This is a genomic window from Prolixibacter bellariivorans ATCC BAA-1284 (assembly GCF_000621705.1).
GTDB classification, from domain to species: Bacteria; Bacteroidota; Bacteroidia; order Bacteroidales; family Prolixibacteraceae; genus Prolixibacter; species Prolixibacter bellariivorans.
In genome coordinates this window covers 559,217-573,565 of sequence record NZ_JHXO01000001.1, presented here as the reverse complement: position 1 = coordinate 573,565, position 14,349 = coordinate 559,217, and the positions used below count along the sequence as shown (strand labels likewise).

General features: G+C 43.8%; 13 protein-coding genes. 6 read left to right on the top strand and 7 right to left on the bottom strand.

Annotated elements, in window-relative coordinates; genetic code table 11:
* Positions 1 to 2: 2 nt before the first annotated feature.
* Positions 3 to 1,760, bottom strand: a complete 1,758-nt coding sequence (aspS, locus tag T426_RS0102475; RefSeq protein WP_025862951.1) for an aspartate--tRNA ligase — start codon at positions 1,758 to 1,760, stop codon at positions 3 to 5.
* A gap of 158 nt (positions 1,761 to 1,918) precedes the next feature.
* Here aspS and T426_RS0102470 point away from each other — a divergent pair, with 158 nt between their 5' ends.
* From T426_RS0102470 to T426_RS24870, 3 genes are all read left to right on the top strand, one after another.
* Positions 1,919 to 2,362 carry a nucleoside deaminase gene (locus T426_RS0102470; protein ID WP_027585226.1) on the top strand — a complete coding sequence of 148 codons (444 nt, stop codon included), beginning with the start codon at positions 1,919 to 1,921 and terminating at the stop codon, positions 2,360 to 2,362.
* A 99-nt stretch (positions 2,363 to 2,461) separates the two neighbouring features.
* Positions 2,462 to 3,166, top strand: a complete 705-nt coding sequence (deoD, locus tag T426_RS0102465) for a purine-nucleoside phosphorylase (protein WP_025862949.1) — start codon at positions 2,462 to 2,464, stop codon at positions 3,164 to 3,166.
* A gap of 45 nt (positions 3,167 to 3,211) precedes the next feature.
* Positions 3,212 to 4,828 carry a M28 family peptidase gene (locus T426_RS24870; RefSeq protein ID WP_051538454.1) on the top strand — a complete coding sequence of 539 codons (1,617 nt, stop codon included), beginning with the start codon at positions 3,212 to 3,214 and terminating at the stop codon, positions 4,826 to 4,828.
* A 22-nt stretch (positions 4,829 to 4,850) separates the two neighbouring features.
* On the opposite strand, the gene T426_RS0102455 is transcribed toward T426_RS24870, so the two are convergent.
* Positions 4,851 to 6,095, bottom strand: coding sequence for a 3-phosphoshikimate 1-carboxyvinyltransferase (locus T426_RS0102455; RefSeq protein WP_025862947.1), 1,245 nt, complete (start codon positions 6,093 to 6,095; stop codon positions 4,851 to 4,853).
* Positions 6,096 to 6,107: 12 nt separating this feature from the next.
* Entirely contained in the window at positions 6,108 to 7,181 is a 1,074-nt protein-coding gene (aroB, locus tag T426_RS0102450; protein WP_025862946.1) for a 3-dehydroquinate synthase, read from the bottom strand.
* 86 nt (positions 7,182 to 7,267) lie between these two features.
* On the opposite strand from aroB, the gene T426_RS0102445 reads away from it, so the two are divergent.
* Entirely contained in the window at positions 7,268 to 7,726 is a 459-nt protein-coding gene (locus tag T426_RS0102445; protein WP_025862945.1) for a hypothetical protein, read from the top strand.
* Positions 7,727 to 7,802: 76 nt separating this feature from the next.
* Here the strand turns inward: T426_RS0102445 and T426_RS0102440 are convergent, their stop codons facing one another.
* The 4 genes from T426_RS0102440 to kdsB form a co-directional block, all read right to left on the bottom strand.
* Complete coding sequence (locus T426_RS0102440; RefSeq protein WP_027585224.1) at positions 7,803 to 9,161, bottom strand: LVIVD repeat-containing protein; 1,359 nt, start codon at positions 9,159 to 9,161, stop codon at positions 7,803 to 7,805.
* A gap of 111 nt (positions 9,162 to 9,272) precedes the next feature.
* Positions 9,273 to 9,470, bottom strand: coding sequence for a CDGSH iron-sulfur domain-containing protein (locus tag T426_RS0102435; protein WP_025862943.1), 198 nt, complete (start codon positions 9,468 to 9,470; stop codon positions 9,273 to 9,275).
* Positions 9,471 to 9,558: 88 nt separating this feature from the next.
* Positions 9,559 to 11,571 (bottom strand): alpha amylase C-terminal domain-containing protein, encoded by a 2,013-nt coding sequence (locus T426_RS0102430; RefSeq protein ID WP_234406356.1) that lies wholly within the window; start codon positions 11,569 to 11,571, stop codon positions 9,559 to 9,561.
* Positions 11,572 to 11,602: 31 nt separating this feature from the next.
* The gene (gene kdsB / locus T426_RS0102425; protein ID WP_025862941.1) at positions 11,603 to 12,382 is read right to left on the bottom strand and encodes a 3-deoxy-manno-octulosonate cytidylyltransferase; all 780 of its coding nucleotides are present in this window, start codon (positions 12,380 to 12,382) and stop codon (positions 11,603 to 11,605) included.
* A gap of 185 nt (positions 12,383 to 12,567) precedes the next feature.
* Here kdsB and T426_RS0102420 point away from each other — a divergent pair, with 185 nt between their 5' ends.
* Both T426_RS0102420 and T426_RS0102415 read left to right on the top strand, forming a co-directional pair.
* Positions 12,568 to 13,809 (top strand): sigma-54 interaction domain-containing protein, encoded by a 1,242-nt coding sequence (locus tag T426_RS0102420; RefSeq protein ID WP_025862940.1) that lies wholly within the window; start codon positions 12,568 to 12,570, stop codon positions 13,807 to 13,809.
* A gap of 8 nt (positions 13,810 to 13,817) precedes the next feature.
* A complete protein-coding gene (locus T426_RS0102415) occupies positions 13,818 to 14,348 on the top strand; it encodes an LptE family protein (RefSeq protein ID WP_025862939.1) in 531 nt (176 codons plus the stop codon).
* Position 14,349: the final 1 nt, after the last annotated feature.

Genomic DNA, 14,349 nt, shown 5'->3' with positions numbered 1-14,349 from the left:
CTTTATTTATTTTCTACAGGAACAACTTTCAGAAACAATTCTTCAAGCTGGGCATCAGCGATTGTCGCCGGGCTGTCAATCATTACGTCTCTTCCAGCGTTGTTTTTCGGGAAGGCAATTACATCACGAATACTGTCAAGGCCGGCAAATAGAGATACCAGGCGATCGAACCCGAACGCAATGCCAGCATGCGGCGGTGCACCATATTTAAACGCGTTCATCAGGAAGCCAAACTGTTTCTCAGCTTCTTCTTTGGTAAAACCGAGCGTCTTAAACATTTTAGCCTGAAGCTCACTATTAAAGATTCGCACGGAACCTCCACCAATTTCCACGCCGTTAATAACCAAATCGTAAGCATTCGCGTGAATCCTACCGGGATCCGTATCCAGCAAATCAATTTCATCTGGTTTTGGAGCAGTAAACGGATGGTGCATGGCGAAGAAGCGCTGTGATTCTTCATCCCATTCCAATAACGGGAAATCAACGACCCACAACGGACGGAAATCATCCGCCTTAACAAGTCCTAATTGCTTACCCATTTCCAGTCGAAGAATTCCGGTCGCTGTTTGTGTTGCCTCTTTCTTTCCCGACAAAACAAGCAACAGATCTCCGGGAACAGCCCCAAAGGCATCGGACCATTTCTTCAAATCTTCAGCGCTGTAAAACTTATCAACCGACGATTTAAATGAGCCATCTTCGTTATATTTCACATAAACGAGCCCTTTGGCACCAACCTGCGGACGTTTGACAAAATCAGTCAATGCATCCAACTGTTTCCGGGTATAAGACGCTGCACCAGAAGCACAGACACCGCCAATATATTCAGCCTCATCAAAAACCTTAAATCCATTTCCTTTTACGGTTTCTGTTAAGTCATGTATTTTCATGTCAAACCGAATGTCCGGCTTGTCAGAACCGTATTTTTCCATCGCTTCTTCATAAGGCATACGCGGAAATTCGCCCGGATCAAAACCTTTCAATTCCTTAAAAAGATGCCGTGTCAGACCCTCAAACATATTGAGTACATCTTCCTGCTCCACAAACGACATTTCACAGTCAATTTGCGTAAACTCCGGCTGCCGGTCGGCCCGGAGGTCTTCGTCACGAAAACATTTAACAATCTGATAGTAACGGTCAAAGCCGGCAACCATCAATAACTGCTTAAACGTTTGAGGAGATTGCGGAAGCGCATAAAATTCACCAGGGTTCATCCGTGAAGGAACAACAAAATCGCGTGCACCTTCCGGTGTCGACTTAATTAAAACAGGCGTTTCTGTTTCAATAAAATCCTGGTCGTTAAGATAATTACGAACATAATGCGCCATCTTCGCCCGCAGCTCAAGATTCTTCCGAACATTCTCGCGGCGCAAATCGAGGTAGCGATGTTTCATTCTGATTTCATCACCACCATCGGTATCTTCAGTAATGGTAAAAGGTGGAACAACCGATTGATTCAGAATTGTGACTTTCTTAAGCGCTACCTCAACTTCTCCGGTAGGAATTTTGCTGTTCTTACTTGCCCGCTCTCTGACATCACCAACAATCTGGATGACAAATTCACGGCCCAGGTGGTTGACAGCCTCCTTTATTTCAGCCGGAGCAGTTTCATCAGCAACCAGCTGGGTAATACCATACCGGTCACGGAGGTCAACAAAAGTCATTGCACCGAGGTTGCGGACCCTCTGCACCCATCCCGACAACGTCACTTCGCTTCCGGCATGGTTCATACGTAATTCACCGCAATTATGGCTTCTGTACATCGATTATTCTTTTATAAATTTGAATGCAAAAGTACAAAAGTTCTATAGAAAACAGGAAGCAATCAATCACAGGTTTAGGTGCATCCGCAGAAATAATTCCGGTAATTGTGTTTGCTCAATATAGAATCGGAACTACCTTTAAACCTAAAACACAAAATATGCTGGAACCTTTTTCAGATGAATATTTCATGAAGCAGGCACTCAACGAGGCACAGAAGGCCTTTGACATGGGAGAAATTCCTGTCGGCGCCGTGGTTGTTTGCCAAAACCGAATCGTCGCACGGTCGCATAACCTGACCGAAACGTTGAACGATGTAACCGCACACGCGGAAATGCAAGCGATAACCGCTGCCGCGAACATGTTGGGAGGAAAATATTTAATCGATTGCACGCTTTACGTAACCCTGGAACCTTGCCTTATGTGTGCCGGAGCACTAGGCTGGTCACAAATTGGACGCGTTGTTTATGGCGCTGACGACGAAAAAAAAGGTTTTCAGAAAAACGCTGAAAAAGCACTACACCCCAAAACAACGTTACTGGGAGGAATAATGGAAGCCGAATGTTCGACGCTCGTTAAGGATTTCTTTTCATCGAAACGCTAGAAAAAGGCTTTCAACACCTTTTTAAAATAGATTTCAGGAAGAAAACAATTTACTATTTTACAAACGAATCCATTTCAATCACTACTAAACAATGAACCAATGAGTATACATAACCAGGCTAAAAAAGGAGAGATTGCTAAAACCGTTTTACTTCCGGGCGATCCGCTGAGAGCTAAATTCATTGCTGAACACTTTCTTACAGACGCAGTTTGCTATAACGAAGTGCGTGGAATGCTTGGCTATACAGGCTATTACAACGGGCAAAAGGTCAGCGTACAGGGAACCGGAATGGGCATGCCGTCCATTTCAATTTACGCAACAGAATTGATAGAGGAATATGGTTGTGAGCAACTTATCAGGATTGGAAGCTGCGGTTCCCTTCAGTCGAAAGTCCAACTTCGTGATGTAATTCTGGCGCAAGGTGCCTGCACCGATAACGGGATGAACCAGGTTCGTTTCGGTGGACTGCAGTTTGCACCGCTCGCTGATTTTGATTTGTTACACAGAGCTTATACCATTTCCCGTGGGAAAGATGTCAATATCCACGTGGGAAATGTCCTGAGTTCCGACTTCTTCTACAACGATGATCATATTGGCGATCCGTTCGCCGTATGGCAGAAGTTCAATGTATTGGCAGTTGAAATGGAAACAGCTGCATTGTACACCATCGCTGCAAAATACAAGAAAAAAGCACTATCGTTGTTAACCGTAAGCGACCACATTCCGGAAGGAAAATCGACTACTTCAGAAGAACGGCAGACCACCTTTACACAAATGATGGACATCGCCTTAAAACTGGCCTAATCAAAAGAACAAACTAACCAAACGACTACGCCGATGCGCTGCTTAATGTTTTCAATATTCCTTTTGTTTCTTAATCTAACTGTTTTCGGGCAAAAGCCGAAAGAAAAGGGGTTGCAGGCAATTACCATGAACAGCGTGAAAAGCCCCGTTCAGTTTCTGGCCAGCGACCAACTCGAAGGTCGAATGGCAGGAAGTAAACAGGGGCAAACGGCAGGTGAATATGTTGCATCGCTGTTCCGTTTTATAGGACTGGAACCAATGGGTGACTCCATATCCTTTACACCCAACCGCTATCAAAAATTATTGGGAGCCAAACCGGAAAAGAATCGTTCTTTTTTTCAACCTTTTCAGGCAATAGAAGTAGCACCTGACAGCCGCCAGGAACTCGCCCTTATTACCACTTCGGGAAATGCTACCGATAAAAAAGTGTATGCGAATAGCGCCGACTTCCGTATTACTATCCCTAACGGAAGTTGCCAGATTTCAGCGCCGGTTATGTTTGTTGGTTATGGTTTAACCGACAAAAAAAGCGGTTATGATGATTTCAATAAAACGGATGTAAAAGGCAAAATAGTTGTTCGCTGGTTCGGATTACCGGGAGATAAATTCCCAAACAGCTCGGCAGCAATGGAAGTTACAGCTCCTAAAGGAAGAGCATTAGAACGCTTGAAAAATAAGCAGGCAAAAGAACACGGCGCACTGGCCGTTCTGGAAGTCGCCACCAGTGACCAAATCCGTCAATGGAACGCCAACCAGTATTATTATCACGATGCAATGTATGAAGGAGTGAAGAAACCTGAATCGTTTTACGACAAGCGTGTTTACTTACCAGACGTTACAGATGCAACCATTCCGGTTATTCGTATTTCCCCTTCGGTCTTTAAAGACATGATGGGTAAGGACTTTCAGGAAAACCACGCCCGGAAGAATGCTTCCGAACTAAAAGCGATATCGCAAACCATCAGCGGGAAGAAAATTGAATTATCTGTAAGAACTAAAAACCGACGATTGCAGCTAAGAAATGTACTTGGCAGGATTGAAGGCAAAGAAAAAAACAAATTCATCATCATCGGAGCACACTACGACCATTTGGGTACGCACAATGGCTACATCTGGAACGGCGCAGACGACAATGCGTCGGGAGTTTCGGCGGTATTGAACATCGCCAAAGCCATGCTGGCGTCAGGTATTCAACCCGAATACACCGTTTTATTTGCCTGCTGGGATGGCGAAGAAAGAGGCTTGCTTGGCTCCCACTATTTTGTCAATCACTGGGCAAAAAAAGGAGAAATAATGGCCTACCTCAACTTCGATATGATTGGTCGAAATGCTGGCCCCGATGCACCGGACAATCAGGTAACCATGATCTACTCGAAAGCCTTTCTGCCGGCAGTTACTTTATCGAAGCAGCATATCAGTGATTACAGTCTCAATTTGGATGTATCGTACAGTGGTTCCGAAAAACCAGACAGTGGCAGCGATAATGTCTGGTTTGTCAGGAATAACGTCCCGCTATTTTGGTTTCACACCGGAGGGCATCCCGATTACCATCAGCCTACCGATCAGCCTGAGATGATTAACTACACAAAAATGGCTAGTATCATCCGGTTGAGTTACCTGGACATTTTCGAATTGTCAACGAATCCTGACAGCTGGAAATAGAAGGAAAGCTTTACCTGTTTCATTATTCAGTTACTTCCTGAACAGAAAATCCGACTTTTTTCAAATCTTCGTAAAAATCCGGATAGGATTTTGTCACAACCATCGGGTCGGCAATTTTCAGGGTATCGTAAACAAGCGCTGCAGGTGCAAAGGCCAAAGCCATACGATGGTCGTGGTATGTGTCTATTACCGCTGCAATCGCATCAATATTTTCATCCAGAATTCCATCCCAGGCTATTTCTCCCTGCTGCGGTTCAGCCAATTTTGCTCCTAGCTTAGCGCATTCATTCTGTAAAGCAGCAATCCGGTCGGTCTCTTTTATTTTCAACGTATGTAAGCCGGTAAAATGGAAAGGAATTCGTTTTGCCACGCACAATACCGCAAAGGTCTGAGCGACATCCGGATTTTCCACAAAATTTAAATCCAGTCGTTTCAGCTCCGGAGTTTCTTTTCGGGTTATCCGCACATCATTACCTTCTTGTTTGGACTGCACGCCAAAATACTGGTCAAACCATTTTGCCAAAATTGCATCGCCCTGCAAACTTTGTAGCCGCAGTCCTTTTAGCAGTAGATCAAAATCATCGGTCATAGCAGCGATTTGGTACCAATAGGAAGCTCCCGACCAATCAGCTTCAACCGAAAATCGAACAGGTTTGTATGTTTGTTCTTCGATGCGAATCTCATTTCCTTTCCAGATATAACGAACACCAAACTTTTTCATCAGTTTCAGCGTCAGCTCAATGTACGGACGGGAAGCGATTTTATTTTTGAGCCTTAGTGTCAGGCCATTTTGGATAGAAGGAGCAATCATCAGTAATGCTGATATGTACTGACTGCTCACACTGCCATCAAGTTCCAACACACCACCTTTCAGCGCTGTTCCGGTAATTCGTAAAGGAGGATAACCTTCTTCTTCCACATAATCAATAACCGCACCTAACTTCCGTAATGCATCAACCAGAATACCAATCGGCCGTTGCTTCATCCGTTCTGAGCCAGTTAATGTCCACTGTCCCATTATCTTCGAAAGGAAAGCAGTCAGAAAACGCATGGCTGTTCCGGCATGCCCGATATCGAACTCGTTGGTCGAAGCATTTAGGACGGATGACATTACGCGGGTATCGTCGCTGTCTGAAAGATTATCGATTGTATATGGCGAATAACTGAGCGCATTAATAATCAACACCCGGTTACTGATACTTTTCGATGCAGGTAACGTGATTTCCCCTTCCAACCTGCCACTGGGTCTGGTTATCTGATATATCATGAAGTAAAAATATTAAAGGGAAAGTTTTCGGTAAAACTCCAGAGATTCAACTATCAGTTCACGACTGCAATCCTGATCAATCGCCACTTTTCCAACTTTCGGAAGCAGCGTAAAATTAATCCGTTTGCCTTCGTTTTTCTTATCATGACTCATCAGATTGAGCAGCGCATCGTAGTCCTCTGATGTTATCTCAAATTTCCCATAAATACTAAGTAACCAATAAGAAAGATCTTCCAGCGCTTGTTTTGATAGCCCTGCAATTTTGTGAGATAAATACAACTCGGCCATCATCCCGTAAGCCACAGCATAACCGTGCAATATCGGTTTCCCGGAAGTCATGGCATAACTCTCGAAAGCATGACCGATGGTATGACCGAAATTCAATGCTTTCCGAATATTTTTTTCGGTTGGGTCTTTATCCACAAAGTAGTCTTTGATAGCAACCGAACGGGCAATTAACCCGGCTAAAGCATCATAGTTGAGCAAATCGAGGTCATAATTCCTGACTTCCTTCAAATGGTCGGCCGAATGAATTAATCCGTGCTTGACCATTTCGGCAAATCCGGATACGAAATTCTGACGGTCAATCGTTTTCAAAAACCTTGTATCGATAATGACATTTTTGGGTTGATTAATCACCCCAATTTCATTTTTAAAGCCATTGAAATTAAAACCGGTTTTGCCACCAACCGATGCATCGACCTGCGACAAAAGCGTAGTAGGAACATTCACGAAATCCATTCCCCGCTTATAGGTTGATGCAGCAAAACTGCCCAGGTCAGTTAGCATGCCACCGCCTACATTTATCACAAGTGATTTTCTATCGGCGCTATTCTGGCTGAGAAATAACCATATTTTTTCCACCGAAGACAATTTCTTATTTTCTTCACCAGCCGGAATTTCAGTCTTCTTGACCTTTTCCCACCCTTTCACATCCTGTAAAACAGGAAGACAAAAACGGGTAGTATTTGACTCGCTCACCAGAAAAACCTTATCTTCGGGATAACCGGAAATCAATTGAGAAAGAGCGGTTACAGCATCATTCGTCACGGTCACTGCTGCATGGTATGATGGGGAATTGTTCATTTTTCGGTTGTTTACCGGACAAAGTTAAAACTATTTGCTATTTTGACTTTCAAATTGCATACTTCTGCATTAAAATACACACAAAGATGATATACAGTAACCGGAAATATGCCGACAAGTTGAGAAAGAGAATCTTGCTTGGTGGAATGATTATTCTGGTAGGTTTAACCGCATTGCTTCTGCTTCAACTCTTTAATTGGGTAGCAATAGGCGCTGCTGTTTTTGTTGTCGCATTTCTATTTATCGCCGCGCTGAACCTTCAATACATTCGCATTTTCGACGAAAAAGAGAAAATTATCATCCGGTATTTCTCTGTTTTTGCCATTAGCCGTTTGTTTCAGTCCATCGAATTCCCGGTAACGAATTTGATGAAAGCCGAAGTTGAGAAGCATTTAGGCGGAATAAAAACCGATCTGGTATTAACCGTCAGAACCCGTCAAGGCGTTGCGGTATATCCGCCAGTAAGCCTTTCCGGCATAAAAAGAAAAGAGAGACAACAAATCATTGAAGAACTCAACAAATTAATTCCCCGGAAAAAAGAATGATACATAAAAAAAAGCGATCCTCCACGGATCGCTTTTTATCTGTTAACATCTATTATTTTTTTGACCAACTTCTATTTCATTCTTTCTGCAGGATATACAAACCTCCGGTTCCGGCTGCCAGAATAATATAATTGTCTGTTCCGGCGACGTAATTCACAGAACCATCCGGATTGTAACTTCCCAAAATTTCCAAATCGGTTCCCTGCGCCGGAATACTGGCAACAACCAAGCCATCAGCTCCGTTGGCAATCATGATATCGTCGTTGAAAAGCGTCACGCCATTCACGTTACCCAGATTCTGTTCAGTCAACAGGTATTGATATACCGGGGTCGGATTGGCATCGCCTGAAGTCAGGTCAAACACCTTCAAACCAACTGCCCCAAGGGAAACATATACGAGGTTTCCATCAACCGTAATCGTTGATTTTCCCTGATATTCAGGAGTAGTATGATTATCTGAGGTACCCGGATTATTTGAATTTCCCGGATAATAATAATCTCCGATATTCACGATATCATCTGACGAAAGATCCGGAGAAAGCAGATGCAGTTTAGCTGCTTCCACACCTTCAAAACCGACCACTTTGTCGACACTGGAAGCGTAGGCTGCATACTTTGCATAGGAGAAGCGAACCCTGGCAGCAGTTGAAAAATCACTCAAGTCAATCTTGGTAATTCCTGTATTCAAAGTAACAGTTTCGCCTTTTTTATTCGTGATGGTTTTTTCTTCACCGCCGGCAGCAAAATATAGATAATCGCCATGACGGAAAACTGCATTGGAAGAAGGGGCATCCAATACCTTGTCACGTTGGATGGTATGGTTTTTCCCCTTGGGCTCATAGATATCTCCATTAGCTTCGAGATAAAGCTCCCGAAGAACCGCGCCATCTTTATGGTCATCGCAAGCCAGCCAACAACGGGTTACCGTGCCAGCTTCCGGATCGGAATACGTTTCATCATCAACGCAAAGCGCATTAAACTCAACATTACCATATGTTAACTGTGATGAGACTTCGGGATGTTTGGGATTGGACATATCGATAACTTCGAATGCTCCTTTCACAATATCATCCTGCCGGTGATAAGTTACATAAGCTTTATCGCCAACAACCTGAACAAAAGATGCACTCAATTTATTCGATTTTCCTTTATCAGCCAAGGGCGCATCGACATGAGCTACCAACTTTAATGTATAGCTATTCGAAGGAACCACAGAAGCCGACTTCAGCGAAGATGAAGCTACATTAATCACTTCATCCATTGTCGTTACCCTGGAAGTAAAAGCCGCGTCATCGTTTACAACGGTTATGTCCTCATCGGTGTTATTGTCAAACGGCGATTTGCCATCGTCCTTGGTACATGATGCCAACACCAGGGCAAAAAGAGCAATAATAATTCCAAGGAGCCAAAGACTTCTAAGACTATGTCTACTCATAAGGGGTTACTTTTGGTTAATAATTTAGATCATTTCTAAGAAGAATAACGTAATTCGCCCTGGTTTTAGTATGTAGGAAAGCAATATTTTTCTATAAATCAACTAAATAAACTAACCTTTGAAATCGATTTTCTTGTGCGTACCATCACAGAATGGCTTATTGGAAGAACCTCCACAGCGGCAAAGATAGATTGTTTTCATCTCAGTAGCTTTGTTTCCATACTGCCCCTCCATGGTTACAGGTCCTTCAATCATAATCGGTCCATCTTCGATAAAAGTAACTTTGGTGGTCTTAATTTCTGTAGCCATAAAAAATATTTTTAATGTTTATTTACGTGAAAAACAGAGTTCTCCTTTACATTGTTTGATTGAATAACCTTAAAAATCATTACGCAATCTATCTGACCCGCTTGTAAGATTCCTTTTTTAACACAACAGCTGTCCGGGCCGGGAGATACAGCCGCAGATAATGATTTGAACTTAATTTCGAAACCGGCAGGGTGTAATAAATCAGATCCTGATCGATGCGGTTCTGACCTCCATACGGATGGGCATCGGTGCTGAGGATCACCTTGAATTTTGATGGTTCCATCTGTATTCCGTAGCCTTCAAACGATTTGTCGGGATTGAAATTGAAGACAAAAAGCAAATCTCCACGCTGATAGGCCAGTACCTGATCAGCCTTATTATCTGTAATCCATCTCACGTCGGGCAATTCGAGCAACCGTTCTTCCCTCAGTATATTAATCATATCCCGGTCGAAATCCTGCAACCAGTGATAACGTAATTCCGGATCTTCGGCAATACTCCAGATTCTTCTGGCATGCTGATACGACCAGCCATTTCCCTCGCGGGGAAAATCGATCCATTCAGGATGACCAAATTCATTTCCCATGAAATTAAGATACGCGCCACCGGCACACGAAGCCGTAGCTAAGCGAATCATTTTGTGAAGTGCAATTCCGCGTTCAACCTTCAGGTTTGGCTGGTCCTTACGCATACTGAAATACATCTCCTTGTCAATCAATCGGAAGATGATGGTTTTATCTCCGACCAATGCCTGGTCGTGGCTTTCCGCGTAGGCGACTACTTTTTCATCCTGGCGGTGAGCTGTCAGTTCGTAGAAAATCTGACCGACATCCCAATCTTCGTCCTTCCGCTCCTTAATAACTTTAATCCAATAATCGGGGACCCCCATCGCCATCCGGAAATCAAAGCCAAATCCTCCGGCCTCCTGAGGCGACGCAAGGCCCGGCATTCCACTCACTTCTTCGGCAATACTGATGGCATTGGGTTTAATTTGATGAATAAGCTTGTTAGCCAACTTGAAATAGACAATTGCCTCATAATCCAAATTGGGAGTAAAGTAATCGCCGTAACCGGAAAAGGCTTTCTCCAGTCCATGATCAAGGTAGAGCATGCTGGTTACACCATCGAACCGGAAACCGTCGAACTGGAATTCATCCAACCAGTATTTGATATTCGAAAATAGAAAATGAAGCACCTCGGGCTTACCGTAATTAAAGCAGTACGAATCCCAGGCAGGATGCTCTCCCCTTCCACCTTCATGGAAAAACTGGTATCGGGTACCATCAAAGCGCCCCAAACCTTCCACCTCATTTTTCACCGCATGCGAATGAACCAAATCCATAATAACCGCCATTCCCATTCCATGAGCTTCGTCGATTAAGACTTTCAGTTCATCGGGGGTTCCGAAGCGCGAAGAGGGCGCAAAGAAACCGGACACATGGTAACCAAAGCTTCCATAATACGGATGCTCCGGAACAGCCATCAACTGAATGGTATTATATCCCGCTTTTTTAATGCGGGGAAGCATCGTAGTTCGAAATTCTTCATACGTATGTATTCTTGGCTCCTCTCCCGCCATTCCCACATGCGATTCATAAACCAACGGTGCTTCGGTTAATCCGGAAAATTCATTTCTCCATTCGTAAGGATGCTCGGGCATCCAAACTTCCGCATTGAATATCAACGAATCCGGATCCTGAACAGCCCTCCTGGTCCAGGCTGGAATCCGCTTTCCTTGTCCTCCTTCCCAGTAAACCGAAAGAGCGAACAAATCGCCGTGCTGCAACGCATCCGATGACATTCTCAGTTCCCAGTTTCCATTTCCGATTGAATGTAACTCAAATTCGGGCCGCTCTTTCCAGTCGTTAAATGTGCCCGTTAGAAAAATGCGGGTAGCATTGGGTGCCCATTCCCGCAGCACCCAACCTTTCTCATCACGAAATAACCCGAAGTAGTGATGTCCTTCAGCAAACTCAGCCAATGACTTGCCACCAGTTAATTCTTTCTCCTTTTTTTCAGAAAGATTTTTCCACTCGATAAACGCTCCCTCAAAAGGCTCCAGCCACGGATCGTTTTCTACAATCGGGATTTTTTCCATCATGATGATTTTATATTCATTTTACTGAAAAGAACTACACCAAGTATTTTTCAATTCCTTCAGTCATTACTTTTTCCAAATCTTCCGGTGTGTCTATACCGAAACTATCGTAGTTTGTTTCATCGGTCCGGATACGATAACTATGCTCCAACCAGCGAAGCTGTTCCAGTGATTCCATTTTCTCCAACCGTCCCTCCTTTAGCTGGGTCAAAGCATGTAGCACTTCTGTTCGATATGCATACAGTCCGATATGACCAAAAAAGGTATGATGATTCATCCACTTCTCCTCTTCAACATTTCGGACGTAAGGAATCGGAGAACGGCTGAAATAAATGGCATCGCCGTTTTCGGCGAGCACAACTTTCGGAATATTTGGATTGAAAATATCTTCACTTTTGGTAATGGGCTGAACCAACGTGCCAATCTGCGTATCCTCATCGTCAAACAAAGCCGCAATTTTCGTTAGCTGGCTGGGTTTAATGAATGGCTCATCGCCCTGAATATTGACTACGACATCAAATGTCTCGCCAGTTGACTCGCTTACCTTCTTTACAGCTTCCGAACAGCGATCCGTTCCGCTGGGATGCTCTTCCGAAGTCATTACGGCATTTCCGCCAAATGCACTAACAGCATCATAAATGCGCTGATCGTCGGTTGCCACCCACACATTGTCGAAAACAGCAGCAGCTGTTTCATACACCCGTTGAATCATCGATTTTCCTGCGATATCCGCCAGAGGTTTTCCGGGAAACCGGCTTGATGCATAACGAGACGGAATAATTCCGATTATTTTCTTCTGATTAAAATTGTCCATTTTGCGACCTACACTAAATTATTTTGTTAGTTAATCGAAGTTAAAGATAAAAATTAGCTCTTGTGTTTTTCCGCAGGTTAAGGTAAAGTAAATTTCCTCTATTCAAATGGAACAAGTAACCTTCGCTATCGTTCCGATATTTTGGGGATTAATTATAAATTTGTAATCCAATATAAAACGGGAAGATGGATATTCAGGAAATAAAACAACGTTTCGGAATAATTGGTAATGCGACGGGCTTAAACCGTGCCATTGAAGTGGCTGTACAAGTTGCTCCCACCGACTTATCGGTTCTGATATCCGGAGAAAGCGGTGTCGGTAAAGAAGCGTTCCCGCAGATAATTCACAACTATTCGCATCGTAAACACGGAAAATATATTGCAGTAAACTGTGGTGCCATACCGGAAGGCACCATTGATTCGGAACTTTTCGGTCACGAGAAAGGCGCATTTACAGGAGCCTTGTCCGACAGAAAAGGATATTTTGAAGTGGCCGACGGTGGAACGATTTTCCTTGACGAAATTGGCGAACTACCACTCTCAACACAGGTTCGTCTGCTCAGAGTACTCGAGGCAGGTGAGTTTATCCGGGTCGGATCGTCCAAAGTCATCAAAACCGATGTTCGCGTTGTAGCAGCAACCAATGTCGATCTACCGACAGCTATCCGTGAAGGAAAATTCAGGGAAGACTTGTACTATCGTTTGAATACGGTTCCTATTCATGTACTTTCCCTGCGCGATAGGGGAGAAGATGCCCTGTTGCTGTTCCGCAAATTTGCACTCGACTTTGCCGAACGTTACCACATGCCTCCGGTAAGGCTGGTTGAAGAAGCACAACGTGTTTTACTCAGTTACCGGTGGCCCGGGAACGTAAGGCAGTTGAAAAATATCACCGAACAAATCTCCATCATCGAAAAGGAGAGGCAGATTGACGCCAATAATTTAAGGAATTATATCCCCGATGATAGTGGAGGTTCGCTTCCGGCCATCTATTCGTCAGTCGACGAAAAAACTTTTCATTCGGAAAGAGAGATTTTGTACAAAATCCTTTTCGAAATGAAACGGGACGTAACCGATTTAAAAAAACTCGTGCACGATTTACTGGAAGACGGTCATACACCTCATGTGCACGAGGACAATGCACAGATTATTAGAAAACTCTACCAAAGTGCCGACGGTGATTTTATTAAATCGGAGCCGGATAATTATGGTTCACCGGTACCCGCCGGTCCGTCAAACAATGAGCATCATCAGATTGAGGATACAGAAGAGTTTGTGGAAGAATCGTTATCATTGGAAGAAAAAGAGATTGAACTGATTCAAAAAGCATTGGAAAAACATAACGGGAAAAGGAAGCTGGCCGCTGCCGAGCTAGGCATATCGGAACGAACCCTCTACCGAAAAATTAAAGAATACAACATCAGCTAATGACGAATATGCCAAAGCATTCAGGGAAATTCCTGTTAACAACGCTGTTTGTTTCCATTTTACTGGTAACAGGATGCCGTATAAATTATTCATTCACCGGAGCTTCTATTGCACCGGATGTGAAAACTGTTTATATTGATTACTTTCCCAACAGGGCCAGGGTGGTTAATCCAACGTTAAGTAACACCTTTACGGAAGCCTTAAAGGATAAATTTGTGAACGAAACCGGGCTGACGCTGAGAAATGATCAGGGAGATCTGGAATTCAGCGGAGAAATTACCGGCTACGATATTCGGCCGTTATCAATTCAAAAAAGCAACGATGGCCGCGACGTTGCCTCCCAAAACCGGTTAACCGTAACGGTGAAAGTGAAATTTGTTAACAACAAGGATCACGACCAGGATTTTAATTCCACTTTCTCCGCTTTCTTCGATTGGGATAGTACAAAAAACCTGAGTGATGTGGAAGATCAGGCGGTGAGCGACATTACTGAACAGCTCGTCGATGATATCTTCAACCGCTCGGTAGCAAACTGGTAAA

Excerpts from the sequence above, each read along its gene's own strand:
- aspS (WP_025862951.1), bottom strand. The coding sequence starts at position 1,760 with ATGTACAGAAGCCATAATTGCGGTGAATTACGTATGAACCATGCCGGA.
- T426_RS0102470 (WP_027585226.1), top strand. The coding sequence starts at position 1,919 with ATGCTGGAACCTTTTTCAGATGAATATTTCATGAAGCAGGCACTCAAC.
- deoD (WP_025862949.1), top strand. The coding sequence starts at position 2,462 with ATGAGTATACATAACCAGGCTAAAAAAGGAGAGATTGCTAAAACCGTT.
- T426_RS24870 (WP_051538454.1), top strand. The coding sequence starts at position 3,212 with ATGTTTTCAATATTCCTTTTGTTTCTTAATCTAACTGTTTTCGGGCAA.
- T426_RS0102455 (WP_025862947.1), bottom strand. The coding sequence starts at position 6,095 with ATGATATATCAGATAACCAGACCCAGTGGCAGGTTGGAAGGGGAAATC.
- aroB (WP_025862946.1), bottom strand. The coding sequence starts at position 7,181 with ATGAACAATTCCCCATCATACCATGCAGCAGTGACCGTGACGAATGAT.
- T426_RS0102445 (WP_025862945.1), top strand. The coding sequence starts at position 7,268 with ATGATATACAGTAACCGGAAATATGCCGACAAGTTGAGAAAGAGAATC.
- T426_RS0102440 (WP_027585224.1), bottom strand. The coding sequence starts at position 9,161 with ATGAGTAGACATAGTCTTAGAAGTCTTTGGCTCCTTGGAATTATTATT.
- T426_RS0102435 (WP_025862943.1), bottom strand. The coding sequence starts at position 9,470 with ATGGCTACAGAAATTAAGACCACCAAAGTTACTTTTATCGAAGATGGA.
- T426_RS0102430 (WP_234406356.1), bottom strand. The coding sequence starts at position 11,571 with ATGATGGAAAAAATCCCGATTGTAGAAAACGATCCGTGGCTGGAGCCT.
- kdsB (WP_025862941.1), bottom strand. The coding sequence starts at position 12,382 with ATGGACAATTTTAATCAGAAGAAAATAATCGGAATTATTCCGTCTCGT.
- T426_RS0102420 (WP_025862940.1), top strand. The coding sequence starts at position 12,568 with ATGGATATTCAGGAAATAAAACAACGTTTCGGAATAATTGGTAATGCG.
- T426_RS0102415 (WP_025862939.1), top strand. The coding sequence starts at position 13,818 with ATGCCAAAGCATTCAGGGAAATTCCTGTTAACAACGCTGTTTGTTTCC.